This window comes from Paenibacillus sp. TSM33 (assembly GCF_056099025.1).
Genome location: NZ_JBLZXB010000001.1, coordinates 1 through 24,853, shown reverse-complemented (window position 1 = coordinate 24,853; position 24,853 = coordinate 1). Strand labels below are relative to the sequence as shown.

The following is a 24,853-nucleotide window of genomic DNA, read 5'->3' as shown; positions in this document are numbered from 1 at the left end:
TTATGCTTATAAATAGTTACATGTAAACCGAAAAAGAAGCCTCAGCAATGCTGCCAAGGCTCCATAAGCGGAATTGCCGCTTCACCTCTCAAGCTGGTACATCAGACCAGTTGAATACCTGTTATTGGAGCGGGTTTACGAGCAGACTCAGCTCCGGATTATTCTCCAGCGCCTGACTGCAATGCTCGCAAATGACCTTAACGGTCATCTCACCACCCGAATTATACGCTATTATATCTCTACGTTCAGCAGGGGTCAAGGAATGGAAGCCCAACCTTTCTTCGGTTATTGCAGCGGAGTCAATTCGCCCTAAGAAAGTTCGACAATGTCTGCATACATAATTAACAACCATGTATTGTATATGCCTCCTGAAAGTTTTCTATACCTTTCAGTATGTCCAACAATCTTCCATTTAAGCCCGTCTAGCTGTGCAGAACTTACTTGTTGAATTCAGCCATCGTCCGTTCAAATGGATGATTCAGACTGTATTCTATAGCGTTGCACGTATCTTCTATCATTCCGGTCAATAGCTCCTTCTCCTTCTTAGGAAAGGTGCCCAGGACATAATCGACAATAGCATGTCCAGGCTCTGGGCGGGAAATACCCATACGAATCCGGTTGAAGGACTGCGTCCCTGTATGCTGAATGATCGATTTAATGCCATTATGACCGCCTGCGCTACCTTGATAACGCAGTCTTATTTTACCGACCTCTGTATCCAGATCATCGTACACGACAATCAGATCTTCCATATCGGCCTTATAGTAGTCCATGTATGCACGTAGAGACTCGCCTGAGAGATTCATATATGTCATAGGCTTAATCAGTACCGTTTTCACGCCACCAATGTGCCCCTCACCAATCAATGCCTTACATTTGCTTTGGGTAATCTGGATATTATGGCGTGAGGCAAGTGCATCTAAGGCCATAAATCCGACATTATGTCTCGTTTTCTCGTATTGGGGACCAGGGTTGCCCAATCCTACAATCCACTTCATTAACCTTGACACCCTCTTTCGAAGTCTTGATTTTTTGGTAAAATAGTTGTATTGAGGATTTTGCAAAAATCTAATAAGCGACTTTCAATGAACAATATATAGATCGAAATGGTCTAGTTCGTCTGTATATTGCACTTTGGAGCGACTGGAATCGAATTTTGCAAATCCTGGTAGTGAACAGGAAGGTGCGTGCCGATATGCTCAATCAAGGTGATATTCTCTTATATGACAGCCATTTTCTATATCATTTAAAACATTCCGTTCCTGTCCAAATCTATGACGGGAATGTACATGTTCAAATTGGCATCGTTGCGCGTTTTAATGAGCATTTCGTCGAAATCGAGGACACACTATACAATCGTCAACGCTTCACATTCATATCTCGGCCAGGCTTTTAGCCTGACATGCTGATAGGGGTTACCTTTTCCATATGGAAAAGGCAACCCCTTTTTTAATGAGCCAGCGCTTATTCGATTTCAAACAGTTTGCTGATCGACAATTCTTCATGCACACGGATGATGGCTTCTCCCATTAATGGAGCCACAGACAGTACCTTCAGCTTGCTTGTCGGATTTGGGTGAACGATCGGGATCGTATCCGTCACAACCACCTCTTTTAATGGCGAATTCTCCAGTCTTTCCATCGCAGGACCGGACAGCACGGCATGTGTACAACATGCATACACATCTTTTACGCCGCCTTCTTTAAGCGCATTTGCACCCAATACAATCGTTCCGGCTGTATCAATGATATCATCAATTAAAATAGCCGTTTTACCCTCAATGTTCCCGATGATATTCATCACTTCACTGACATTTGGCTCTGGACGACGCTTATCAATAATAGCGAGTGGTGCACTCAGGAAGTCCGCCAGCTTGCGCGCACGAACCACCCCGCCATGATCGGGTGAAACGACAATCGGGTTCTCAATTTGCTTGGAACGGAAATATTGGGCCAGAATTGGCGCTCCCAGCATATGATCGACTGGAATATCGAAGAATCCCTGAATCTGCATCGCATGCAAATCCATACTGATTACGCGGTGAGCCCCCGCCTTTTCAATCAGGTTAGCGACAAGCTTCGCTGTGATCGGATCACGTGAACGAGCCTTACGATCCTGACGAGCATAACCGTAATATGGCATAACAACATTGATACTTTTGGCAGAAGCGCGTTTAAGTGCATCAATCATAACCAATAACTCCATCAAGTTGTCGTTAACTGGCAGACAAGTGGACTGTACAATATACACATGGCAGCCGCGAACACTTTCCGACAGCTTAACCTGAATTTCACCGTCACTAAACGATGTGGTATGGGATTCCCCCATTGGGATTCCGATGTAGTCCGCAATCTGGTGGGCTAACTTCGGATTGGAGTTACAAGTAAATATTTTGAGTTTGGAATCGCAATAAGTCATTAATAGAAACCCTCCGTGCTGGTTCATTCATTACAGATTCAACAGCTTGCTGATTAAGGTCATTCCGATCTTTTTTTCTTTGCTTTGGCACGCGCGCGGATTTTGTCCGCATATCCGGCTTTGTTCTCTTGACGTGGTCTGGCAATAGCCAGGTCGTTATCAGGGACAGCATGTGTTACAGTGGAGCCTGCGACAACATAAGCACCTTTTCCAATCTTAATCGGGGCGATCAGATTCACATTGCTGCCAATAAAGGCATCGTCTTCAATTTCTGTAATGGATTTATTATATCCATCATAATTGACCGTTATTGCCCCGCAGCCAATATTTACGTTTGTACCCACCTTGGCATCACCAACATAGCTCAAATGAGACACCTTGGAATGATCTCCAATGGTCGCATTTTTCACCTCTACAAAATCACCAATCTTCACATGTTCGCCAAGCTTCGCGCCCGGACGCAGATAAGCAAACGGCCCTACAGAAGTACTGCTTCCCACTTCCGCTTCGTTCAACACCGAATGTTTCACTGTTGCTCCTGAGTGGATAATCGTATTCTGAATCTCTACCTGCGGACCAATCACACAATCTTCTCCGATTTGTGTTTGACCATGCAGCCATGTATTTGGGTACAATACTGTATCGGAACCAATGACAACATCGCTTCCGATGTAGGTAGAAGACGGATCAATGACGGTGACACCATTCAGCATATGTTTGCGAACGATACGCTCGCGCATATAGCCTTCAGCAACCGACAAAGCAACTCTGTCGTTTACACCGATAGATTCCGACACGTCATCTGTCAAATACGCCTCAACCTGCTCACCTTCGCCATGCAAAATACCAATGACATCGGTCAGGTAGTATTCCTGCTGTGCATTGGTGTTCGTTACCTTGTCCAGCGCTGCAAATAACTTGGCATTGTCAAAGCAATACGTTCCTGTGTTAATCTCACGAACAGCATCTTCCTCAGGTGAACAATCCTTCTGTTCCACGATCTTAAGCACGGCCCCGGAAGTATCACGGATAACTCGTCCATATCCTTTCGGGTCGTCCAACTCAGCGGTCAGAATTGTTGCAGCCGCTCCACGGCTTTCGTGCAGTTGCACCAAACCTTCCAGCGTTTCTGCTGTGATCAACGGAGTATCTCCACAAATGACAATTGTGGTGCCCTGTTCCTGACCGAGCAGATCCTTGGCTTGCTTGACAGCATGGCCTGTTCCCAGCTGCTCTGCCTGAAGCGCATATTCTGCCGACGGTCCCAGATAAGACTGTACCGCCTCTGCTCCGTGACCCACAACGACTACACTGCGGGACACACCGATTGCACGAACCGTGTCGAGCACATGTCCGACCATCGGTTTTCCGCACACCGGATGCAGAACTTTATATAATTTGGATTTCATACGTTTTCCCTGCCCTGCGGCAAGAATGACTGCCAACCTTTCCAACAAGTCCAACCTCCTATCCTGAAAATAACAGTTACCCCTTGGCTAAAACGTTAATTCCCAGATCAGATTTTGCTTAACTTTTCACAATCCTCCTGAAAAATAACGGCGAACCTTTGGTTAATGGCTATTTTTTCAGGCCAGCTTGTGCTGGACGTTCATCCCCGGGACGCATCGCTGCCTAGTCCCTGTCTTATGAAAAAGCCGCTTCGGCAGCCCGGATGGCTCCAAGTTGCCTTAAAACTGACTGTTAACTCACTAAAGAATATATCTCATTCCAGACAAAAAGAAAAGAGAGCCACAGTTAGTGGCTCTCTTTTTCTTTTGTACCCCAATCCTGCTTTAGGCGAATTAAGCGCCTTCTTCAATAGCAACTTCTTCATCAACAGCTGCACGTTCGTACTCAGTCAATACAGCAGCTTGAATCTTTTCACGGGTTCCTGAAGATATCGGGTGAGCGATATCGCGAAACTCTCCGTCAGGGGTTCGTTTGCTTGGCATAGCTACGAACATCCCGTTATTACCGTCGATAACTCGGATGTCATGAACAACAAACTCGTTATCAATTGTAATGGATGCAATCGCCTTCATTCTTCCTTCTGAGTTCACTCGGCGGAGTCTAACATCCGTAATCTGCATGTGTGTTTCACCACCTTTTTCCAAATAGGACTTGGTGTATACATTCCACACAGCATTTCGAATTCCTTCTTTTTTTGGACAATTCGTATCCTAAATTCAGGTAATTTTTTTGAAAAGATTTCTTTTCGACATATTTAGGTATTTTATGATGAATTGTGACAATTTACTGCCCTGTTACCTCATCAAAATAATTACCCAGCTTGACTGTAATTTGCTTGCTTCGAGAATCGACTGCAGTCAGATTTGCCAGTGAAATATAATCGTGCAACAGGCGCTCTTCGTTTTCCACCTCGCCCGACTCTACCAGAACACCGACACCAGCTACCTCAGCATCAAACTCTGCTAACAAGTCAACCATTCCTTGTATCGTGCCGCCAGCCTTCATAAAGTCATCTACGATGAGCACACGCGATTTCTCACGCATTGCACGTCTGGATAATGACATTGTGTGCAGGCTCTTTTGTGATCCAGAAACATAATTAATACTTACAGCTGAGCCTTCTGTCACCTGATGGTCACGGCGTACAAGCACGACTGGCAAATTAAGCTGTGCTCCGGTTGCATATGCGAGCGGGATGCCCTTCGTCTCCACAGTCATAACCACATCAATCTGACGATCGGCAAAAGCGGTCGCAAATATTTTACCTGCTTCGTTCATCATCGCTGGTTGGCCCAGCAAATCGGACAGATATAGGTACCCTCCCGGTAATATGCGATCAGGCTGCTCCAGCTGCGCGCACAAGTCGTTCGCAAACGCAAGCGCATGCTGCTTGGAGAGCCGTGGGATCAGCTTGACGCCCCCTGCCGCTCCCGCCAGTGTCAGAAGCTCGCCAGTGCCCTCATCCTCAAATACTTCTTTGATAATAGCTAGATCCTCGCTTATCGACGACTTAGCTGCCCCGTATCGGTCTGCAAAATGAGTAAGAGGCACCAATGTATGCGGCCGTGACAACAAGAATTGCGTCATTTCCACCAATCGTGAGCTTCTTTTAAGTTTTTTCACAACAATTCCTCGCGATCTATTCTCCTGCCGCCCGCTTCGTACAATAAAGCACCGGCGGACTGGCCGGTTGCTGGCGGAATGTAAGTGATATAGTAAAATCCGAATATTTAATAGTAAATATATCATCTTCGTACGTATTTGTACAACAATTGCCACTATAATATGAAGAAAATATCTAAAATCAGGTCAAAAGTCGTACTGCGTATACATCTTTACAAAAGCCTCTTAGTCCGTTATAGATCCGTGGCACTTTGGCTTCCTTAGATACCAACCCGAACACTGTAGGTCCACTGCCTGACATCAGCACGCCATCTGCTCCTAAACGAATCATGGAGTTTTTAAGATGCTCCACTTCTGGATACAGCTTTAATGTCACGTCCTCCAGTACATTCCCCAGGGCGTTGCATACATCGGTAAAAGAAGCGCTACGAATCGCCTGCTCCATCTGCCGGGCAGACGGGTGGTGTGTAATCTGATCCGCTTTGACACGACCATACACTTCAGCCGTCGATACATTAATCGGCGGCTTGGCCAGGATTACCCAGCATTGTGGCGGATTCGGCAGTGGCTTGAGCAGTTCTCCGCGTCCGCTCGCTAAAGCTGTGCCCCCTGTAATACAGAAAGGTACGTCTGAACCCAATTCAGCACCCAGCACCCTTAATTCGGCATCCGAGATACCGAGTTTCCACAGCTTGTTCAATCCACGCAATGCTGCAGCAGCATCGCTGCTTCCACCTGCTAATCCTGCAGCCACCGGGATATGCTTATCCAGATGAATATGGACGCCTGTAGATACGTTATAACGTTCTTTGATCAGACGCGCAGCCTGAAAAGCCAAGTTCTTTTCATCCAATGGTATGTACCCGGCTTGACTTGAAATGATAATGGTATCACGGGGTAACTCGGACATCGTCAATCGGTCAGATAGATCGACCATAGTCATAATCATTTCCACTTCGTGATAACCATCGTCTCGCTTACGTAGAACATCAAGCATTAAATTAATTTTCGCCGGTGCTTTTTCATATATTTTCAAGGCGTTCACCCACCTTCAACTTTTCCCTCAAGACAGCTTAACATATTATATCAGACTCAGCCTGTCAAGTCATGAGGTTCAAAAAAGCGGAGATGCCCCGGTATGACCCCGGATATCCCCGCTTTTCATCAGCACCGCCGATGGCTACGATTTGCGAGAAGCCGCCTGCTCCGCAAGCTGAATGGCTCGCTTGACCATATTGCCCGCATCCTTGGCTTTAATGCCTCCCCAGCCTTCTTCCTTGACCGTGTCGTAAAACCCAAGATCTTTGGCCAGTTCATACTTCAGCTCTTCCGACATAACACTCCGTCTTCTTCGGCTCATGCATACGCCTCCTTCGGCAATGGAATAAGGAAGATCATTCCCACCTTAGTATGTGCAGAGGCATCATGCTTCATCCTGCTCTGTAAATACAAAACGACCCCGCCATTAAAATGACGAGGTCGCCGTTAAACCTGCAAAGCTGGTATAAATCACGTAAAAAAGAATTATGGTGTTTCGAAATATTCGACTACACTTGTGTGGGAGTCGGGATCATATACACTGACCTCCACCGACTCGGTAAGAATGTCAGCATAGCTGTAGGAGACACGTTTAAACGTCTGTTGCTCCTGATCCAGCTTGACGATAAAAACAGAAGGGTACGTTTCTTCCAAGACACCAGTTCGTTCGACGGTCTTACGGCGTCCGCCGTTAGCCCGCAGCAAAATTTTTTGCCCTACATGTGCGTCGAGACTGCGTTTGATTTCCAACAGCGTATTTTTAGCCATTGCCTAACGACCACCTCTTTCCTTGTCCATTATAACGAATTTTAGAGGGATTGTCAAATCAAGCTAAATATTATAACAACACGAAAAATAAGTTGTCAATTTAATTTTTTTGCGAACAGGAATAATATACATAAAAAATGACAAAAAGCCTCTAAAAAGAGGCTTTTGTTCAAATAAATCCTATCAGGCACATTTGAATCTCAGATCGCTGAAGGCGTTACTTTAAGCGTTGACAAATTTTCAAGCTTAGGCAAACCGATGCGGTAGCTTCCCCTTGTTTCAATTCCACCCACTCCGCGGCTGCCACTGATGGTCTGGTGAAACAAGTCTCCCATATTGACCGTATCACGGATTGAAGTAAATGCGGCCTTGGCAGCCACGTAAACGGGGTCCAGAGCGTGAATCAGGATACGCCCTGGTGAGCTGGCAAAATTGGCTCCCGCACGTAACAGCGCCTCAAAATGGGACTGACACGCCCCCGCTACAATTGTTAGTGAATCCAGATGACGCTCATATTGTCTTGCTACCTGAATCGCTGCCACAAAATTTTGCGAATTCTTGTAGCTTTTCAAGCTGTACAAATCATAAGGCTGCGGTTGCTTTAGCACACCATCATGTCCAGTGATGACTACAATATCAGGACGAATGCGGGGAAGCAGTCGGTATAACGTATCGGCCATTGCCGATTCGTGAACGTGATGTCCCTCTGCGGGAACACGGAGCTGTTCATATAGACTGAGACATTTCCTTAAATATCCAGGATCTCCATCCAGATGAAGAACCTTTCCTGGCATTTCAAAATACGTTGACTCCACCGGATCACTCCACTCTCCAATCAGAGCCGCCTGGCTACGGGCAGCTTGCTGCTGGCGTGCCCGTTGCAAAAGATTAAGAGACTCCCCAGCCTTAATGTGGGCCTGTTGAGCCTTACCGCTAATCTGGTCTGCGGGCACTCTGACCAGATCGTTCACCGGGGAATCGGCCAGTAGCCGAAATTCCGTCCCCTTAATGATCGCTTTATCCCGCTGGATGTCCTCTACGCGAAACGTGACATCACCGCCGTACGATTTCCGAACGACCAAGTCTCCTAAACTCATCACACTGTATCACCCCTCCTATATCGTATGGGTGAATGCACAGTTTGGTTCCACTTTAGGATATTCCAGCCTCTAACAGAACGGCGCTGAGACGCGCAAATTCCTCGATACTCAGCGTTTCCCCTCGACGGGAAGGCTCAATATCAGCTTGGTGCAACAGCGGCTCCAGCGTGTCCCTGTTCTCTTTGGTGAAGAAGCGGCTTTTTAGGTTATTTGAAATGGTTTTACGACGTTGGGCAAAGGCGGCATGAACTACTTCAAAGAAATGCTTTTCGTCCACCACTTTTACCGGAGGAACTTCTCGTACACGCAGCCGAATAACTGCCGAATCAACATTTGGCTGCGGAATAAATACTGTATTCGGCACCGTACAGACTAACTCAGGCTCGCTGTAATATTGCACGGCTATGCTTAAACTGCCGTAATCCTTCGTACCAGGAGACGCTGCCATGCGCTCAGCCACCTCCTTTTGAATCATAACGACGATATTCTCCAAAGGAAGCTTGTCCTCCAGCAGCCGCATCAGGATCGGTGTAGTGACGTAATATGGCAGATTAGCAACGACACTCACTTTGCTCACGTCTGCAAAATCGACTGCAAACACCTCACGCAAATCCAGCTTCAATACGTCTCCATGACGAACCTTTACATGCTCGTAAGGGGCCAGCACTTCTTCAAGAATGGGCAGCAGCCGCTGATCAATCTCGACAGCGGTAACCGCCTTAGCCGATTGCGCCAATTTCTCGGTCAAAGCTCCAATCCCCGGACCGATCTCAAGCGCGCCCTTTGTATCATCCAATCCGGCAGCATTTACGATCTTGCTCAGAATATTTTGATCAATCAGAAAGTTTTGTCCCAAGCTCTTTTTGAACGAAAAACCGTGCCTTTGAATAATTTCCTTCGTACGCCGCGGTGTTGCTATATCTTGAATCCCTGTCATACGGATATCACAATCCTTCACTTTCGATTTGTGCCAGCGCACTGGCAAATTCCTCACGGCTGATCTGAAATACAGAGAGCCGCTTATGTAGCTGCTTTCCGTTACAATAGCCAATACCCAATACATTCCCCAAGGCCATACGGCGTGCAGCAGCATTAGGATGGGTAATAAGTCCAGCGTCAATCAGGTCCGCCCATTCAATCAGCGGTTCGGCACCTTCCACTGTCGTATGTACTCGCGCGAGAGCGTGTCTGATGGCTTCCGGGGAGGCATTCTCTACGCCAATATCCCCTTTGCGCGTCGCCTCTGCCTCAGGTATAAAAGCCTGCTTGCAGCCGGGGACCTTGGAGGCGATGATTTTACGGATACGCTCCCCTGCATGATCGGGATCAGTTAAAATAATGACCCCCCGCCGTTCCTGCGCCAATGCAATTTTCCGCAGCGTCATTTTATTAATGGCTGAACCGCCAGTTTCTATCGTATCTGCTTCGACAGCACGGCGAATGGCTACCGTATCATCCCGGCCTTCCACCACGATCACTTCCTTGATCATCTTCGTTTCCCTCCACTGCTACACAGCAACATATATTTATCTTTCCCTGCTTTTGAAAACAAAATAAGAAGAGGATATCCTCTTCTTAGCATGGCATAACTATGTTGTTAATACTATCGCATTGTCCTCAACATACACAACCTGTTTTAGTTGATTTCCGGCTTTACAGGTCCGATAACATATACGGTTTTACCGTGCTTACGACCAAATTGATTGGCCCGGCTCAAACTCTCATAATACACATCGATTTTGTGGCCTTTAATCGCGCCACCGGTATCCTCCGCACGGCGGAAGCCCACCCCTTCAATATACACCCACCACCCGATTGGAATTACACTCGGATCGACAGCGATGGTGCGTCCTTCCGTGACACGTGTGCCGGAGGCGGTACGTGTACCGATACCTGGCTCCTGTGCGGAATACGCCGTCATGGAGACGTTTTGTAAAACTTTTCTATAATTAAAATTAATACCTGCTTTACGGACAGCACTGCCCGAACTAACCTTTGTAGCCTTAACCGCATCTTTAGGGCCGATGGAAGCAGCTAGAACGACCGGTTTTTTCTTCGTTCCTACCGCAATTACCTTATCCACACGATTCTGTGCGACTTCCTTGTTGACCAGCTGTTTGGATACCAATTTCCCATCATGGTATACCTTTTGAACATGCTGAACTACCACACCCGATTTGCCACTTTGAATGACTCGATTATCGCCTTTATAGAGACTTGGATCTGCCGTTTTGATGACCTGATAAGGCACTTGTTTTTTCTGTTCGACCTGCTGTTTCTTCACACGGACGATTTTTATGTCCATGTTAGCTGAAACAGAGGCATCCAACGCAGGGTAAACTTTATCCGTTGATGATAATTTATAGCCCGAAGTGCGAATGGCACCCTCTACTGTATTTTCTGTTGTGTACAGCTTTTTCGTCTCATTGCCTGAGGATACTTTAACCTGATTGGCACGTTTAATGACTACGCGATCCCCATCCTGTACTGCCCCATTTAGCGGCATGGAAATTGTATCATGCGGCTGAAGTGAAATAGAATGCTCATTGAGCAAATCTTGGAGCTTGGTTTCCCGGGTTTCTACCGCAGATGCCTTACCATCGATGACAAAAAAGACTTGTTTTTTAGATTGCGTGTACATCAGAATTGAAATCATAATCGTTAGTGCGATTAGAAAAATAGCAACCAAAGCAGCCTGGCGCACATTCTCTTGCTTCCAACGTAATACGTAAGACATGCTGGATGAGCGTGACTCATGGGTCTCCTCTTTTCGGAAAATGCCCATTTCCTCCGTCCTCCTTACATAGCCCGCCGTCTGGAGTAAGACATAGTTGATCGTTGACGTGACTATAACAGATTTTCTACAAGACAAGCCCGTACTGCGACTGTCCTGCACCATGTACCCGTCTTCGCGGCATGCTGTCCTCCCCTGTTTAACCACAGTATGATGACAGATTTTCTTTTATTCACAACAAAAAAAGCCAAAGAAAGAGACTAGAGAGCTCTTTCGTGGCTTCCGACATGTGTGAATATGCGGGAAAACTCATGCACGAGATGGCTTCTCTCTTGTTACGCTTACGGGGTTAGCTGTCGGGTTCGGACGTAGAGAGTCGCCCTAGCTTAGGTCAACCGCTCATGGCGGTCGCCTTCACATTCACCCCGAAGACCCAGAAAAGAAATCGAAATACGGCTTCTCTACCTGTTCATCCCATACAGGAAATGAATTTCGGTCGAGCCGGCTGCTGAAGAGACATTCTCTCTTGCACATACGCCGGACGTACTGTAAGCCATATCGGTTCCCCCGTTCCCTGTAAAAGGGACTCAGCGAGACTGGTTCATGAAATGATTTGTTGATGTTTACACTCAACAACAATTCACTGAAAAGATGATATCCTGTTTACATGCATGTTGTAAAGCAGGTTTCAACTACATTTTTTAAAATATTCGGTTAAAAAATTGTAATATTGTTGAGTTTCCTGCAACAAAATCATAATTAGCTCCGTCTATCTCTTTATTTTGATTGATTTATTCTCTTTTTCACTGAATGTCAAATCGTTCCAGGGCATTTTGGGTCGTAATGGATACCAATTCCTCCACCGTAATTCCCTTAATTTGGGCGGCTGCCTCTGCCACCAATCTCACATGTGCCGACTCATTTCGCTTCCCGCGAAACGGGTGAGGCGTCAGGTAAGGTGCGTCGGTTTCAATAAGCAGACGGTCCAGCGGAACCTGAGCCAGCACCTCTTTTGGCTGCTTGGCATTTTTGAACGTTATGGGTCCGCCAAAAGAAAGGTGGAAACCCATATCCAGTACCATTTTAGCAGTCTCCCAGCTCCCAGAAAAGGAGTGCATGACTCCGCCAATCTCGCCGGCCTTTTCCTCACGTAAAATTCTCACAATATCTTCATGAGCATCCCGGTTATGGATAACAATTGGCATGTTGAGCTCACGTGCCAGACCAATTTGATTTCGAAGCACCTGCTGCTGTACATCCTTTGGTGATGTATCCCAATAGTAATCCAGACCGATCTCTCCGATCGCTACAACCTTTTTATGGCTGCATAACGATGCAATCCATTCTAAATCACCCTCCTGCATTGTAATGGCATCCTGCGGATGCCATCCAACGGCCGCATAAATAAAATTATACGTCTCAGCCAGCTTCATGGTGGATGGAATGGTCTCACGATTAAATCCGATATTGATCATCCGTGTTACTCCTGATTCGACAGCACGTGCTATAACTTCTTCACGGTCTTCGTCAAATTGTGGCGCATCCAGGTGAGTATGAGTGTCGAATAAATCCAAGGTTTTCATCTCCTATTCTTACTTACATTTCCATATATTTGTCTATTGTTTGACAAAATAATTCCTTATTTCGGCAGGAAGCCTGTCTTTTACCCCGTTCAATTTATTTTGGGGAAAATACATGTGATATTTTCCTCGGTGAATGCCACTTATTGAGCGCACAATTTCTGAAACTTCGGATATTTCTCGCACCTCGCCCTGACGTCCAAGCAATAAAATCTGGTTGTCCGTTGAGCCACCCTGCCGAAACACATCATAAGGAAGATCTGTCGGAAAATCAATTTCAAGATCATATTCAGGATGCAAGCCAGCCTTTTCCAACGCCTCTCGAATATGGACTACGGTATCTGTATCCATATTTTCAATTTCTACATATTTATACAATCTACGATCCATAAAACGGCTGCTCAAATCACTTAAAATTTCGTCCTTTTCTCGTTTCCATTGGCTAAATACCGCCTGAATCAAAGATTCGTCCAGCATCAAATACTGCTCCACTGTTAGTTCTCCCTTTAACAGATCGGGCAGCGGATCAAGCAGAAAACCAAACTCATATCCGTTTTTGAACAATTCCTTTGCTCTCTTGAAAATTTTACGTAAAAGAATTTCCGAGCTGCGTGTTACAGGATGAAAATAAATTTGCCAATACATCTGATAGCGTGACATTAAATAATCCTCTACTGCATGCATACCCGACTCTTTTACGACAATTCTCCCATTGTGAGGACGTAACAAACGTAAAATACGATCCAAATCAATCGTTCCGTAGTTAACACCAGTCGAATGAGCATCCCGCAACAAATAATCCATACGGTCAGCATCCAGCGGACTCGTTACCAGGTTGACAACGATCGGCTTATCATACGTTTTGGCTATAACCGCCGCGACCTGGTGTGGCAGCTTCTCATCCACTTGCCGTAGCACCGCATTGATCTTCGTGTCCCCCAGTACAATGCGGCATGTCCAATCCTCATGGTTCATATGGAAGGCTTCTTCAATGGAATGAGAAAATGGACCGTGCCCTACATCGTGCAACAAGGCGGCACACAGAGCAACCAGTCTTTCTTCCTTTGGCCAGTCGGGAAAATCCCCACGTTCAAATTGGGAAATGATACGTCTCGTAATCTCGTATACGCCCAGTGAATGTGAAAACCGGCTATGCTCCGCTCCATGAAACGTCAGATAAGATGTGCCTAACTGGCGAATGCGTCGTAAACGTTGGAACTCCGGCGTATTGATCAATCGCCATATCACAGTATCCTGAACATGGATGTAATTATGTACCGGGTCCTTAAAAACTTTTTCTTCACTGAGTGGCTGGTGCAAGATATCAGCTCCTTTAAAATTCGGAATAATGGATTAAAATACAATAAAATCCTAAACGCCCTCCCTCATTCGACATCGTTTGTCGTAATATGTCGAATCATCACTTTTCGACATTTCCAAATCGACACACAAGACAAATCATCCGTAAAATAAGGTAATTCACATGAATAAAGCTCTTTGTTCTAAATACTTTTGCATAATTAGGCTGTTACTACTTTTTTAAGGTTGACTGTTTTGGGAATCGTTGGTATAGTAAATATCAGAAAAGAGAAAATTTTGTCGAATAATGACACTTATATTATTTTAAACGGCGAGAGGAGCCTGATTTATTATGATGAAATCCACTGGTATTGTAAGAAAAGTTGACGAGCTCGGACGTGTTGTTATTCCAATCGAATTGCGCCGTACCCTGGGAATCGGAGAGAAAGACGCTTTGGAAATTTACGTTGATGGTGAGCGCATCATGCTTAAAAAATACGAGCCTGCTTGTATCTTCTGCGGCAATGCTGAGAACGTAATTTACTTCAAAGGGAAAATTGTTTGCCAAGATTGCATTTCTGAAATCCCAACACCTGTGACAAACTGAGAATTTTAGTATATAATAGACTTATCAGAGATTGTTAATTCTAACCTTTTTCATATATACTCCTTGTTGCCTTCCACGGTTTGAACCCAACCGTTGGAAGGCCCTTTTTTGTTTACACACGTACTCATAAGAGTGCGTTGTATACATCCCTCTTGGAAATTGAACGGTCTGTAGCTGTACGCTTCATGGCATCCTTGCGTGTAAGCCCCTCTGACTCGTAATGCGCGACGTGAGACTCCAAAGATAAGTCCTGCCACCATGCCTGACGCTCCTGTTCCTCTTCCTCTTCGTTTTTTCCCTCAACGACCAGACAATATTCACCAATCGGTGGATTCTCCTCTAGTTTTGCAAGACATTGCTCCACCGTTCCACGCACCCATTCCTCATGCAGCTTGGTCAGTTCACGGGCAAGCACTACTTTGCGTAATCCTAATGTTTCCTTTATTACCGTCAATGTCTTTACAATACGGTGGGGCGACTCATAAAAAAGAATCGTGCCATGGGATACCTGAAATGATTGTAACAACTTCTCTAGATCCTTTTTCTCCCTTGGTGGAAATCCAGCGAAGGTAAACCTCTCTGTATCCAGTCCTGAGGCAATTAAAGCTGATAATGCAGCATTTGCCCCTGGGATAGGAATAACGCTGATGTCTGCTTCAAGTGCCAGCTTGACCAGATCCGAACCAGGATCAGAAATGGCCGGTAGACCTGCATCGCTAACTAGTGCCAAATTTTTTCCTTCTATTATATAACGTATCAGCTCAGGCCCACTGGCAGCCTTATTATGTTCATGATAACTGAAGAGCATTTCCGGCGTGATGTCGAAATGTGTGAGCAGTTTGCGTGTCTGTCGCGTATCCTCGGCAGCGATAATATTGCACGACTTTAGGGTGTTAATTGCCCTAAAGGTCATATCGTCCAGATTGCCAATCGGGGTGGCAACGAGATATAACTTTCCCCGTTCCTCTTCACGGTTACTAAAGCTTTTTTGTACAGCTGCTGTCACACTGAATCCCCCTTGCTTACTTCTCCATAGATTTCCCTTATTTCCTGAGTATAGTTCCCATCTTCCTGATATACAATGAGTGGAGGTAATAGACGAACTTCCGGTTTGCCGTCACGCATCGCTTCAACAAGTACCATATTCGCTTCCATATGAATCCGTGGGTGAACAAAACGTATCCGCTTGGGTTCCAGGCTATAACTGCGCATCAAGGATATAATCTCACCCAGGCGCTGTGGGCGATGAACCATCGATACTTTCCCCCCATTTCGGACAAGCCGAGAACATGCCTGGATGACTTCTTCCAGTGTACAGTTCACTTCATGACGAGCAATGGCCTGGTGAGGGTTCAGCTTGATATCGCTACCATTTAGCGGCATATAGGGAGGATTCACAGTAATTGCATCATACACGCCATGTCCCGTGATTTGAACCAGTTCACGCAAGTCTCCTTCCCGAATCTCAATCGCATCTTCTAATCCATTCAAACTGACGCTCCGTCTAGCCATATCTACCAGGCGTGGTTGAATCTCAATTCCTTCAATAGATGCTTTGGTGCGTGTCGTCAACAGTATGGGAACAACCCCATTGCCCGTGCACAAATCGAGAATCTTCCCACGCTGAAGCGGAATGCCTGCAAACCGTGCCAGCAAGACCGCATCCATCGAAAAGCTGAACACTTCATCACTTTGGATAATACGCAGATTATGTGAAAGCAGATCATCAATTCGTTCAGACTTCTTTTCATTTTCGTACATAATGCTCTCCCATCCTATAGCCTAAATCGCTTTTTACTCATACTTCCTTACAAAAAAGCCGTAGGCATCTTGCTCCTACGGCTTGTTTTTATTTATTCAAAAATGACAGACAGAAGAGGCAATCGCCTTCTGTTCGCAAATGTCCGTAATACACGTTGCATATATGAAATCCTTCATGATACAGCCTTGCCAGATTGTCGTAGCCTTCGCCCACGACCTCACCCGTCTCCTCTTCATCCTTAATGACGATCGGAGGAGGAAGTTTCGGCTTGCTTGCCGTCTTTTCTTCTCCAGAGGTTTCACGTTTGAGCATCTTGCGCACCTGTTCGTTTTCAATCGTTAGTCGTTGATTTTCCTCCAGCAGCTCTTTTACTGCCAGTTTCAATTCACCCAGATCGCTATGCAACTGTCCCATTTGGGTTTCCATTTCGTGAATACGCGCAAAAACATTTAATTTATCCAAGTTTCCACCCCGAAGCAACCTAATGGTTTACTTGACGACTACATCGTCCATTGGAAGTTCCTTGACCTTACTGATCTCAAACAGTTGAACATGTACCGTACGATGGCCTGCATTGACACCTACCACTTTTCCTTCTCCTAGAGAGGTGATAACCATCTTACCTACCTGAGGCAGCTCTTCTCGCATGCTCTCGTAGTTATCATGTTCAAATTTGAGACAGCACATCAATCTTCCGCACAACCCGGAAATTTTCGTCGGATTCAGCGACAAGCTCTGATCCTTCGCCATCTTAATAGATACCGGGTCAAAATCCCCCAGCCATGAGGAACAACACAGAATGCGTCCGCAAGGTCCGATTCCACCAAGCATTTTAGCCTCATCCCGTACTCCGATCTGCCGCAGCTCAATTCGTGTACGAAAAATGCTGGCCAAATCCTTTACAAGCTCTCGAAAATCAACCCGACCCTCAGCCGTAAAATAAAAAATGATCTTATTGCGGTCAAATGTAAATTCCACATCTACCAGCTTCATTTTAAGGTTATGGTCTTTAATTTTATTTAAACACGTACCGAATGCATCCTTGGCCGCCAATTTATTCTCTTCTACAACAAGAGCGTCATCATCTCCGGCAATACGAATGACTTTTTTTAAGGGTAGGACAACATCCGAATCATTTACTTCTTTTTTGCCCACCACAACCTTGCCATATTCAATACCGCGTGCGGTCTCTACTATGACGCAGTTTTCTTTCTCCACTGGAAGGTCCAGCGGATCAAAATAATAAGTCTTGCCCGCCTTCTTGAAACGGACACCCACTACACTATACAAAAATTAACCCCCTTGTATGCCACTAAACCTCATTTGTAGCCGACATTGTACGAATGGCCGCAATTGAAGTCTCACTGTCGCACAAACCGGGAACCTGGCGTCGCGGATTGTGCAGAGTGGAACAAGCGCGCCTTCCTGTTAGCCGGTGATAGAACCGCTTGTATCGGACAACCCAATCAGAAGCTGCTCCACGCATAATTGTCCGTTAACGTGAAAACGGAGCTTCTTCCTGCAATTCGCGGCCAAATCCATATAAGAGACCCATTGTTCCGTGCTGCGGGTGATTGCCAATTTGGAGACGGACTCCAAATGATCTATGAAAACAATGCTTTCGTGCCTTCCGTAACGGAAATGAAGCATATCTTTAAACCACAAATGAAACAGATGAAACAGAATATCCAGGTGTTCAGAAAGTCCAGTTTTAAAAATCTTCTGTTGAGCCAGAATAATCGACGAACTCCCCCGGCTCATGGACTCCTTCACTAATTGTAACACTACGTTTCTAATTTCTGCAAACCAATTCTGCTGGAGAATTTCTCTACATGATTCCAATCCTGAAGCCATATGAACCACTGACCGGACAAGCCCTGCCGTATAGCCTTCCCCAATTAAGACCTGCATCATCATTTCCGGCTGTAAAGCGTGGAAAGGTACCTGCTGTGTCCGCGATTGAATTGTAGGCAGCAACGCCTGTCCATTTTCAGAAATGAGTATACCAACCACGGGAATCTGGGGCTCCTCCAAAAATTTAAGCAGGCTGTTAGCAGCTTGCACTGTCATGGTATCCGCCTGCCGAATGATATATACCTTCGGATTGGAGCTTTCAGATTTGTATGAAAATATTCGTTGAAGCCCTCGAATCTGATCGATTTTAACCGTTGCTCCATCCGGCTCTACGATGTGCAAGTCCGGGTGATTCCCGTGCTCTACCTTGCGGCACGACAAGCACTCCCCGCATGCATCATCCGTCTGCTGCTCACAAAATAAAGCCTTGGCAAAAGTCTGTGCCATGTTCATCTGTCCGCTTCCCTGCGGTCCGCTAAAAACATAAGCATGGCTGACCGTATGATTTCGCAATGCACTTTGCAGCATTTTTTTGGCTACATCCTGCCCCAATATATGTTGGAAAGACATATTTCCTCACTTTCTCCACTGAAAACAACGATGAATATCAGCAAATCATTGTTTTCCCGGGCGGGTTTGTTGCTGTTCCGATGATCTCACCCTCAAATCATGGTTCTTCAGTATAGCTGTCCGCTATTCGCATATTACGTTAGCCCACATGTACATAGTCAAAAATAATCTGCCAGCATGATCAGCAAGCAGATTATTTCTCCGTGGCAACAGCCCGTCTGTATTCATTTATAACATAAGACTGCATTAAAATGAGAGATTAATCAGCAAGCCCCTAATCTCACCGACTCCTTGCAAAAGCTCAATCTTCCCTTGCTCGGTTTCGAGCAGCTCATCTGCCATTTTGAGCAATAGCTCATCCACTTCATCAATCAGCTTATAACGCTTGCTGCGTCCCCGACGATCCCATCCCTTTGTGTCCTTCATAGACACGCCTCGCCGAACTGTATCTTCCAAAAACCGTTTGACCAGCATCTTATAGGCCTTCAACTCACGAATCGTCATTGAGCGAGCAAGACGATCTCCCTGCATTTGAATCTCCTTAAAGCGCCGGTTCAATTCCTCCTTGGAAGCCTGCTCCCCATTTTGCTGCATAACATCGGAGAAGCTTTTCGGCTGAATTGGCTTGGCACTCGTTTCATTTGTAGATAATGTACTGTGCAAAGGGCGGTAGCCCGGATTTATTTTCATATAAACCTGCTTTCTCCCCGGATGCTTCCCTTTTCCCTCAACGAACAGTTCAATAGAGAACTCGGGAGTCTCTTCGGCTTTCCGGGGTCTGCGCTGTAGCGCTGCCATTTTAGTGGGTCTGCTTCTCATTCCCATCGTATGAGCGAGAAACAGGCATTTCCACTATCATATCGGCAAAATAGGTTCTATTGTGTAGATTCAGAAATGCTCGAAACGGTCTACAGGCATCACGAAAACTGTCGCTCCACCTACCTGCACTTCAACAGGCAACGGCAGATAGGAGTCCGTCGTCCCACTCATAGGGGTAACGGGTGTGACCAGCTGTTCACGTACCTTGCAACTGCTGCGAATAACATTCATCAACGAGTCTACCTGATTGTCATCGACACCAATCATAAATGTCGTATTACCTGCACGCAGAAATCCCCCTGTGCTGGCCAATTTGGTAGCACGGAAATTAGCTTTTACCAGTCCGCTGGATAATCTATTACTGTCCTTATCCTGTACAATCGCAATAATCAGCTTCATCCTGTATTCCTCCTTCAAGTCATATTAGAGACAGCTTTGTCCCTAGCTCAATTTTACCGTATATCCTTCGACAATTATACGCTAAAATTCTGTATAAACCGCTTTTTCAGCAAATCCTTCAATACTTGTTCTACCTGTTCTGGTGCGGGGGATGCATCCACAATCGTAATTCGTTCCGGAAATTTGTGGGCCAGCTCCAGATAAGCCTCTCGCACCTTATGGTGAAACGATATGCTCTCCATATCGAGGCGATCCATTTCCTCTCCCCGTGACGCATTAATTCTTGCCAACCCCAATTCGGGCTCAATATCTAGATAGAACGTGGCATCCGGCTCCCAATCATCTACCGCAAAGCGATTAATCGAAGCTACCTCTTCAATGCCAATCCCTCTTGCAAACCCTTGATAGACCAGGCTACTGTCCACAAAACGGTCACACAATACAATAGCTCCTTGCTCAATAGCCGGCTTTACCTTCTCCACCAAATGCTGGCGCCGCGCCGCCGCATATAAAAGCGCCTCTGTTCGGGCATCCATACTGGTATGAGCAGGGTCCAGAATGATAGAACGAATCTTTTCAGAAATTTCGATGCCGCCCGGTTCCCTTGTCATGACGACTGGATGGCCTTCTTCTTCCATATACCTCGCCAGTCGTTGGATCATGGTTGTTTTACCGGAGCCGTCTCCCCCCTCCAGCGTAATAAAAATGCCTTTGCGATTCATGTTATTCCCTGCTTTCCTGCCTGAAAAATAAAAGTCACCCACAGGCTGCGTATGCTTCTTTTATTCAGTCTTCTGTATTTGTTAATTCTCTAGTATCTAATCTTTATGGTAAACGGAATACCCGAATCGTAAGCATACTTTCATCTGCTACCCCTTGCCATTTAGCTCCCAGCTTACGTAGACGACTCATCCGCAGAGCAATTGCTTCTGTGATCATTTCCCCTGCATATAGCAGCGGGATACCTGGAGGATACGGGATAATCATTTCAGCAGCTATCCTGCCAGCTGATTCCTCCACAGGCACAATCTCCATCTGATCGGAATTAATCGGTTGAAGCCCAAACTGCACCGGACTGGAGTAAGCCTTCATTCCCTCATTGTTCCACGTGGAAAAATCCAGTTCTAGTCTCTGCTGCTCTATCCCCGCTAACTCCGGCTTATCAACCGTCCCCTTAAACCTTATATCATTATTTATATGCACAAGAGCCTGCAACAGGTGACTCGCATCCCTAGCCGTAGAGCCTAGCGTAAACAATAAAACCACATGTTTCTCGTCACTCATCTCTGGGATACACCCGTAAGTCTCCAGCTCACGTTTTAATCCAAAGCCATCTAGTACACCCCATGTATCATACAGCACCATCTTAAAAGGGTCATGAGTTGAGTACCCATTACTCCTCTTCTCAGCCCTTTCCAGGGCCTCAGAGATCCCCTTCTGAGTGTCACGCTCTTCACTTGCCTGCTGTGTAGGTTCTACTAAGCGAAAGCGTGGGAGCTGCGCCAGCCCCTTTCTAAAAGCGTCTGCTGCTGCTAGGCCCTCTGTAAAGGCATCCGTGCCATAAGCATCAATATACCATCTTGCCAAATCCAGCGAGGCCATTAATGGATACGAAGGGCTGGAGCTTTGCACCATAGCCAACCGCTGACGCAGCAGTTCCCGATGAATTCTCCGTCCTTGCACATGTAACATGGCTCCCATGGTCATAGCTGGAAGCATTTTATGTGTCGATTGGACGACTACATCAGCGCCACAGGAAAGAGCAGAGACTGGCAAACGAGGATGCAGTCCATAATGAGCACCATGTGCCTCATCTACCATCAATGGCACATCGGCTGCATGACAAGCTTTAGCTGTAGCAGTCAGATCATGCCCCATCCCATAATAGTTAGGCAGCGTAAGTAATACTCCTTTAGCCAATGGATAGGCCTTGAGTGCAGCCTTTATCGTGTCTGTTGATGGAGCAACCGCCAGCCCGCTTAGTGTATCTATTTCCGGATCTAGGAATACGGCCTTGGCTCCCGATAACATGAGACCGTTCAGGATAGATTTGTGTACATTTCTCTGTACCAGTAGTACATCTCCCGGCTTCGCACATACGGTCAAAATCATAGCCAAATTACCGACCGTGCTGCCTCCAATAAGCCAAAAGCTCTCTTCTGCACCAAAGCACTTCGCAGCCAGCTCCTGTCCTTCATGGATCACGTCTTCCGGGTGATGCAAATCATCCAATCCGGTAATTTCCGTCGCATCAATAGACATCACCTCTTGCAACAGAGACGCCATTTCTTCATGCCTATAGACTTGTCCGTTCTTATGACCGGGTACATGGAAAGAAGCATTTCCCTGAGAACTGTAACGTATTAGAGCTTCCACTAATGGTGCATGAACCGCCTTTTTCCCCATCATTCTGCAATCCTTCCAAACAAAGCTTTATATCTACCCTATTTTATCGTAAAATCAAGCGGAATCCTACTTTTACTCACAGAAAAAAAGGCCCGTATCGACAGACCTTGGAATGCCCATCCTTCAAACACTTGCTAGCGAAGGATATTATGCATTTTTCTGTACCCAAATTTGCTTTAGTTGATCAATAAAAAAATGATATTTGGCGTCAGTTGCATCCGTGTGCACCATTTCGGCTTCACACGTGTCACAGATAAACTCGGAAACGATAAAAATGCCTTCATGTTTGTGTTGTCCGCATATGATGCAGCGGTGGTCACCTTGATCATGCATATCCATCCCACCTTGTTTCTTTTACTATTAGTATGGGTCACTTTCTAGTATTTTAAACCTTTTCATAGCCCAATTCGACGATATACTCTATATATATTCCCCTTGGGCTATTATGGTGTTTGTACCCCGTATGTTTAAAAAAACAGCGCATATGCCGATATAATAAGAAAAGCTTCTATGTAAGGATGCCCTTTCATCGAAGCCTTTACACACTTCATCAGTGAGAGCTTTTCCTGTAATATAGAATAGGTTAGCTAACGCTAGATGTCGTCGCTCTATACTTTTACAGAAAAATAATTGATGCTTATTAAAGCGGCATGAGCGAAGTACCGTCCCTTTTTCCGGCTGTGGACGGGAAGCCACTTGTGATGCAGTAGATTAATGAAAGGACTGTTCGCATGACAGAGGAAACCGGAACCAAAGCTACCTACTATCACTACAAGCTCATCAAAAAAATCAATATACCACGTCAGCTGATATGGAGTCACCTCACACTGCCTGTTATTATGCTTCTCTTTCTGCTTCTTGCCTTTTCCTGGACTAGTGTATTTTTGTTTGCTCTTGCCTTTTTCCTAACCTTATGGGTACACTTCGTAATCTCGCGATCTGTCCTATACATAGGTGGTGGGACAGCCTTCCGCAAACGCTGGGCATTCCAGCGCAGGTTGCCTTGGCTAGGCTATATGACAGACCAATACATAGGCTATAGGATTTTTCATCGTGTGCACATACATACACTCTGGATTGGTATCTGCTTGTCAGCCATATTCATTCTCTGGTCTCCGCCAGCCTTTACCGTATCCTTACTCTTCTGGCACCTATGGCTCATTGCACCGCGTTTATACGTCTTGAGTCGGCTTACAGGTGAGAGAAAAGACGGCATGTTGAAGTTCACCGATGAAGAAGCCTCCTACTATCAACAGTAATCAATTCATTTCCTATCTATACAGATTGAAACTTCAACTAATATATCCCCAACGCTTCAGCCTAAAAACAATATAAAGGAGCAACCCGGGTCGGGTTGCTCCTTTTTTGTACTATAACAATTATAGTTGTATCTTCTCTCTTTAAAATAACTTTTCCCACATTATCTATGTCATTAAAGTAGTAAATCGGTCTATACACAAATATATAAAAGGAAGCCACTTTCTACACAACGGCAGTTTCAAGTGCTTCCCCAATCTTATCATTCATCATTATATGCACAGCAACCAATAAGCTATGAGTTAACTATGACCCCACAATACATCTTGTGTTACATACTTGAGTGAAAATCGCACTCTTAATTAAGGTCTACACTTTTACTCTTCACAGTAGCTTTTCTGTCTTTTGGAACCAATACGGTAAAAGAACCATCATGCACAGACAAATGCACCATGTGTTTATTTTTCTGGAACACCTTTTGATTCGAGGTAGATAAATTTGGTTCCTCAGTCCAGCCCCAGGCTGCAATCTCCTCCAGATAAGGAGCAGGTAGACTATCGCTTTCCTTCAACGCTGGGAGTGCATAGCGTACATAGTCCATGTCCGAATTGCTGCTGGCCCGATCGGTTTTACTAGCTTCTTTGGGAACCGGAAACGTCTTCTCGTTAGCAGCACCCTCAAACGATGTCCAAGAAGGCTCTTCTTCCACGCACCCGGTAAGAATCGCGACAGCGACACTGAATAGCACCAATAGAGCAAGCCATTTACTTCGCCGCATGATCTTCCCTCCTTACCAGCCTGATTGACTATACAAAATCCTATAATGGAGTTTGCATAATTCTGCAATATAGCAGCGTATGTGTATGGGATTCAATACCTATATTATACAGGGTTTGCTCTTACATTCCGTAACAAAAATGTTACCTTCCTTTTGTAAGGATATTTCTAAATTACATCAATATGCAAAAAAAAGGACCAAGATCTCAGTAAGATCATGGTCCTTTTTACTCGTTGCTTGGCAACGTCCTACTCTCCCAGGACCCTGCGGTCCAAGTACCATCGGCGCTGGAGGGCTTAACGGTCGTGTTCGGGATGGGTACGTGTGGAACCCCTCCGCTATCGCCACCAAACATGAATTCGCTTCGCAAA

Annotated in this window: 29 protein-coding genes, 1 rRNA gene and 1 riboswitch; of the genes, 3 read left to right on the top strand and 27 right to left on the bottom strand. The window is 45.7% G+C overall.

The features are described 5' to 3' along the window. Window positions 1-121 precede the first annotated feature (121 nt). Window positions 122-352, bottom strand: coding sequence for an anti-sigma-F factor Fin (locus tag ACN6NF_RS00150; protein ID WP_474314114.1), 231 nt, complete (start codon window positions 350-352; stop codon window positions 122-124). 85 nt (window positions 353-437) lie between these two features. Beyond that, complete coding sequence (pth, locus tag ACN6NF_RS00145) at window positions 438-998, bottom strand: aminoacyl-tRNA hydrolase (RefSeq protein ID WP_474314111.1); 561 nt, start codon at window positions 996-998, stop codon at window positions 438-440. A 197-nt stretch (window positions 999-1,195) separates the two neighbouring features. On the opposite strand from pth, the gene ACN6NF_RS00140 reads away from it, so the two are divergent. Further along, window positions 1,196-1,396: a hypothetical protein gene (locus ACN6NF_RS00140; RefSeq protein WP_013368676.1), complete on the top strand. Its 201-nt coding sequence runs from the start codon at window positions 1,196-1,198 to the stop codon at window positions 1,394-1,396. Between the two features lie 68 nt (window positions 1,397-1,464). Here the strand turns inward: ACN6NF_RS00140 and ACN6NF_RS00135 are convergent, their stop codons facing one another. The 13 genes from ACN6NF_RS00135 to ACN6NF_RS00075 all read right to left on the bottom strand — a co-directional run bounded on the left by ACN6NF_RS00135 (window position 1,465) and on the right by ACN6NF_RS00075 (window position 14,051). Further along, complete coding sequence (locus tag ACN6NF_RS00135; RefSeq protein ID WP_013308125.1) at window positions 1,465-2,418, bottom strand: ribose-phosphate diphosphokinase; 954 nt, start codon at window positions 2,416-2,418, stop codon at window positions 1,465-1,467. A 59-nt stretch (window positions 2,419-2,477) separates the two neighbouring features. Next, window positions 2,478-3,875: a bifunctional UDP-N-acetylglucosamine diphosphorylase/glucosamine-1-phosphate N-acetyltransferase GlmU gene (gene glmU, locus ACN6NF_RS00130; RefSeq protein WP_474314108.1), complete on the bottom strand. Its 1,398-nt coding sequence runs from the start codon at window positions 3,873-3,875 to the stop codon at window positions 2,478-2,480. Between the two features lie 345 nt (window positions 3,876-4,220). Further along, window positions 4,221-4,508: a septation regulator SpoVG gene (gene spoVG, locus ACN6NF_RS00125; RefSeq protein ID WP_007428016.1), complete on the bottom strand. Its 288-nt coding sequence runs from the start codon at window positions 4,506-4,508 to the stop codon at window positions 4,221-4,223. Window positions 4,509-4,671: 163 nt separating this feature from the next. Continuing rightward, complete coding sequence (gene purR / locus ACN6NF_RS00120) at window positions 4,672-5,511, bottom strand: pur operon repressor (protein ID WP_474314106.1); 840 nt, start codon at window positions 5,509-5,511, stop codon at window positions 4,672-4,674. Between the two features lie 181 nt (window positions 5,512-5,692). Further along, a complete protein-coding gene (gene ispE / locus ACN6NF_RS00115) occupies window positions 5,693-6,547 on the bottom strand; it encodes a 4-(cytidine 5'-diphospho)-2-C-methyl-D-erythritol kinase (RefSeq protein WP_474314104.1) in 855 nt (284 codons plus the stop codon). Between the two features lie 144 nt (window positions 6,548-6,691). Continuing rightward, complete coding sequence (locus ACN6NF_RS00110) at window positions 6,692-6,871, bottom strand: small, acid-soluble spore protein, alpha/beta type (protein ID WP_007428013.1); 180 nt, start codon at window positions 6,869-6,871, stop codon at window positions 6,692-6,694. A gap of 164 nt (window positions 6,872-7,035) precedes the next feature. Continuing rightward, on the bottom strand, window positions 7,036-7,317 hold the full coding sequence (gene veg / locus ACN6NF_RS00105) for a biofilm formation stimulator Veg (protein ID WP_013308120.1): 282 nt from the start codon (window positions 7,315-7,317) through the stop codon (window positions 7,036-7,038). 200 nt (window positions 7,318-7,517) lie between these two features. Next, window positions 7,518-8,414, bottom strand: a complete 897-nt coding sequence (yabG, locus tag ACN6NF_RS00100; RefSeq protein WP_474314170.1) for a sporulation peptidase YabG — start codon at window positions 8,412-8,414, stop codon at window positions 7,518-7,520. 55 nt (window positions 8,415-8,469) lie between these two features. Next, window positions 8,470-9,354, bottom strand: coding sequence for a 16S rRNA (adenine(1518)-N(6)/adenine(1519)-N(6))-dimethyltransferase RsmA (rsmA, locus tag ACN6NF_RS00095; protein ID WP_474314167.1), 885 nt, complete (start codon window positions 9,352-9,354; stop codon window positions 8,470-8,472). 7 nt (window positions 9,355-9,361) lie between these two features. Further along, window positions 9,362-9,907, bottom strand: coding sequence for a ribonuclease M5 (rnmV, locus tag ACN6NF_RS00090; protein WP_016818923.1), 546 nt, complete (start codon window positions 9,905-9,907; stop codon window positions 9,362-9,364). A 146-nt stretch (window positions 9,908-10,053) separates the two neighbouring features. Beyond that, entirely contained in the window at window positions 10,054-11,202 is a 1,149-nt protein-coding gene (locus ACN6NF_RS00085; protein WP_474314101.1) for a G5 domain-containing protein, read from the bottom strand. A 271-nt stretch (window positions 11,203-11,473) separates the two neighbouring features. Then, window positions 11,474-11,754: riboswitch (cyclic di-AMP (ydaO/yuaA leader) on the bottom strand. A gap of 200 nt (window positions 11,755-11,954) precedes the next feature. Further along, a complete protein-coding gene (locus ACN6NF_RS00080; RefSeq protein ID WP_474314100.1) occupies window positions 11,955-12,725 on the bottom strand; it encodes a TatD family hydrolase in 771 nt (256 codons plus the stop codon). Between the two features lie 42 nt (window positions 12,726-12,767). Then, a complete protein-coding gene (locus ACN6NF_RS00075) occupies window positions 12,768-14,051 on the bottom strand; it encodes an HD domain-containing protein (protein WP_474314098.1) in 1,284 nt (427 codons plus the stop codon). Window positions 14,052-14,382: 331 nt separating this feature from the next. Here ACN6NF_RS00075 and ACN6NF_RS00070 point away from each other — a divergent pair, with 331 nt between their 5' ends. Next, a complete protein-coding gene (locus ACN6NF_RS00070; protein WP_007428005.1) occupies window positions 14,383-14,637 on the top strand; it encodes an AbrB/MazE/SpoVT family DNA-binding domain-containing protein in 255 nt (84 codons plus the stop codon). Between the two features lie 124 nt (window positions 14,638-14,761). Here the strand turns inward: ACN6NF_RS00070 and rsmI are convergent, their stop codons facing one another. The 10 genes from rsmI to ACN6NF_RS00020 form a co-directional block, all read right to left on the bottom strand. Continuing rightward, a complete protein-coding gene (gene rsmI / locus ACN6NF_RS00065) occupies window positions 14,762-15,643 on the bottom strand; it encodes a 16S rRNA (cytidine(1402)-2'-O)-methyltransferase (protein ID WP_474314096.1) in 882 nt (293 codons plus the stop codon). Further along, window positions 15,640-16,398: a tRNA1(Val) (adenine(37)-N6)-methyltransferase gene (locus ACN6NF_RS00060; protein WP_474314093.1), complete on the bottom strand. Its 759-nt coding sequence runs from the start codon at window positions 16,396-16,398 to the stop codon at window positions 15,640-15,642. The genes rsmI and ACN6NF_RS00060 overlap by 4 nt, the downstream gene beginning before the upstream one ends. An 88-nt stretch (window positions 16,399-16,486) precedes the next feature. Then, window positions 16,487-16,861, bottom strand: coding sequence for a DNA replication initiation control protein YabA (gene yabA / locus ACN6NF_RS00055; protein WP_474314091.1), 375 nt, complete (start codon window positions 16,859-16,861; stop codon window positions 16,487-16,489). 27 nt (window positions 16,862-16,888) lie between these two features. Beyond that, on the bottom strand, window positions 16,889-17,689 hold the full coding sequence (locus tag ACN6NF_RS00050) for a PSP1 domain-containing protein (RefSeq protein WP_013368662.1): 801 nt from the start codon (window positions 17,687-17,689) through the stop codon (window positions 16,889-16,891). 138 nt (window positions 17,690-17,827) lie between these two features. After that, entirely contained in the window at window positions 17,828-18,823 is a 996-nt protein-coding gene (gene holB, locus ACN6NF_RS00045; protein WP_474314088.1) for a DNA polymerase III subunit delta', read from the bottom strand. A gap of 246 nt (window positions 18,824-19,069) precedes the next feature. Then, window positions 19,070-19,513 (bottom strand): YaaR family protein, encoded by a 444-nt coding sequence (locus ACN6NF_RS00040; RefSeq protein ID WP_474314166.1) that lies wholly within the window; start codon window positions 19,511-19,513, stop codon window positions 19,070-19,072. A gap of 198 nt (window positions 19,514-19,711) precedes the next feature. Further along, a complete protein-coding gene (locus ACN6NF_RS00035) occupies window positions 19,712-20,041 on the bottom strand; it encodes a cyclic-di-AMP receptor (RefSeq protein WP_007427998.1) in 330 nt (109 codons plus the stop codon). Between the two features lie 74 nt (window positions 20,042-20,115). Further along, the gene (tmk, locus tag ACN6NF_RS00030) at window positions 20,116-20,763 is read right to left on the bottom strand and encodes a dTMP kinase (RefSeq protein WP_474314086.1); all 648 of its coding nucleotides are present in this window, start codon (window positions 20,761-20,763) and stop codon (window positions 20,116-20,118) included. A 103-nt stretch (window positions 20,764-20,866) separates the two neighbouring features. Further along, window positions 20,867-22,450 carry an aminotransferase class I/II-fold pyridoxal phosphate-dependent enzyme gene (locus ACN6NF_RS00025; protein WP_474314084.1) on the bottom strand — a complete coding sequence of 528 codons (1,584 nt, stop codon included), beginning with the start codon at window positions 22,448-22,450 and terminating at the stop codon, window positions 20,867-20,869. Between the two features lie 144 nt (window positions 22,451-22,594). Then, the gene (locus ACN6NF_RS00020; RefSeq protein WP_013368656.1) at window positions 22,595-22,780 is read right to left on the bottom strand and encodes a sigma factor G inhibitor Gin; all 186 of its coding nucleotides are present in this window, start codon (window positions 22,778-22,780) and stop codon (window positions 22,595-22,597) included. A gap of 398 nt (window positions 22,781-23,178) precedes the next feature. On the opposite strand from ACN6NF_RS00020, the gene ACN6NF_RS00015 reads away from it, so the two are divergent. Beyond that, the gene (locus tag ACN6NF_RS00015) at window positions 23,179-23,706 is read left to right on the top strand and encodes a hypothetical protein (protein ID WP_474314082.1); all 528 of its coding nucleotides are present in this window, start codon (window positions 23,179-23,181) and stop codon (window positions 23,704-23,706) included. Window positions 23,707-24,062: 356 nt separating this feature from the next. Here the strand turns inward: ACN6NF_RS00015 and ACN6NF_RS00010 are convergent, their stop codons facing one another. Both ACN6NF_RS00010 and rrf read right to left on the bottom strand, forming a co-directional pair. Beyond that, the gene (locus tag ACN6NF_RS00010) at window positions 24,063-24,482 is read right to left on the bottom strand and encodes a hypothetical protein (RefSeq protein ID WP_474314080.1); all 420 of its coding nucleotides are present in this window, start codon (window positions 24,480-24,482) and stop codon (window positions 24,063-24,065) included. 235 nt (window positions 24,483-24,717) lie between these two features. Continuing rightward, window positions 24,718-24,834: ribosomal RNA gene (rrf, locus tag ACN6NF_RS00005) — 5S ribosomal RNA — on the bottom strand. Window positions 24,835-24,853: the final 19 nt, after the last annotated feature.

Bases quoted from the DNA above. Each gene is read 5' to 3' on its own strand.
- ACN6NF_RS00150 (WP_474314114.1), bottom strand. From the start codon at position 352: ATGGTTGTTAATTATGTATGCAGACATTGTCGAACTTTCTTAGGGCGA.
- pth (WP_474314111.1), bottom strand. From the start codon at position 998: ATGAAGTGGATTGTAGGATTGGGCAACCCTGGTCCCCAATACGAGAAA.
- ACN6NF_RS00140 (WP_013368676.1), top strand. From the start codon at position 1,196: ATGCTCAATCAAGGTGATATTCTCTTATATGACAGCCATTTTCTATAT.
- ACN6NF_RS00135 (WP_013308125.1), bottom strand. From the start codon at position 2,418: ATGACTTATTGCGATTCCAAACTCAAAATATTTACTTGTAACTCCAAT.
- spoVG (WP_007428016.1), bottom strand. From the start codon at position 4,508: ATGCAGATTACGGATGTTAGACTCCGCCGAGTGAACTCAGAAGGAAGA.
- ACN6NF_RS00110 (WP_007428013.1), bottom strand. From the start codon at position 6,871: ATGAGCCGAAGAAGACGGAGTGTTATGTCGGAAGAGCTGAAGTATGAA.
- veg (WP_013308120.1), bottom strand. From the start codon at position 7,317: ATGGCTAAAAATACGCTGTTGGAAATCAAACGCAGTCTCGACGCACAT.
- yabG (WP_474314170.1), bottom strand. From the start codon at position 8,414: ATGAGTTTAGGAGACTTGGTCGTTCGGAAATCGTACGGCGGTGATGTC.
- rsmA (WP_474314167.1), bottom strand. From the start codon at position 9,354: ATGACAGGGATTCAAGATATAGCAACACCGCGGCGTACGAAGGAAATT.
- rnmV (WP_016818923.1), bottom strand. From the start codon at position 9,907: ATGATCAAGGAAGTGATCGTGGTGGAAGGCCGGGATGATACGGTAGCC.
- ACN6NF_RS00085 (WP_474314101.1), bottom strand. From the start codon at position 11,202: ATGGGCATTTTCCGAAAAGAGGAGACCCATGAGTCACGCTCATCCAGC.
- ACN6NF_RS00070 (WP_007428005.1), top strand. From the start codon at position 14,383: ATGATGAAATCCACTGGTATTGTAAGAAAAGTTGACGAGCTCGGACGT.
- ACN6NF_RS00060 (WP_474314093.1), bottom strand. From the start codon at position 16,398: ATGTACGAAAATGAAAAGAAGTCTGAACGAATTGATGATCTGCTTTCA.
- holB (WP_474314088.1), bottom strand. From the start codon at position 18,823: ATGTCTTTCCAACATATATTGGGGCAGGATGTAGCCAAAAAAATGCTG.
- ACN6NF_RS00040 (WP_474314166.1), bottom strand. From the start codon at position 19,513: ATGAAAATAAATCCGGGCTACCGCCCTTTGCACAGTACATTATCTACA.
- ACN6NF_RS00035 (WP_007427998.1), bottom strand. From the start codon at position 20,041: ATGAAGCTGATTATTGCGATTGTACAGGATAAGGACAGTAATAGATTA.
- tmk (WP_474314086.1), bottom strand. From the start codon at position 20,763: ATGAATCGCAAAGGCATTTTTATTACGCTGGAGGGGGGAGACGGCTCC.
- ACN6NF_RS00025 (WP_474314084.1), bottom strand. From the start codon at position 22,450: ATGATGGGGAAAAAGGCGGTTCATGCACCATTAGTGGAAGCTCTAATA.
- ACN6NF_RS00020 (WP_013368656.1), bottom strand. From the start codon at position 22,780: ATGCATGATCAAGGTGACCACCGCTGCATCATATGCGGACAACACAAA.
- ACN6NF_RS00015 (WP_474314082.1), top strand. From the start codon at position 23,179: ATGACAGAGGAAACCGGAACCAAAGCTACCTACTATCACTACAAGCTC.
- ACN6NF_RS00010 (WP_474314080.1), bottom strand. From the start codon at position 24,482: ATGCGGCGAAGTAAATGGCTTGCTCTATTGGTGCTATTCAGTGTCGCT.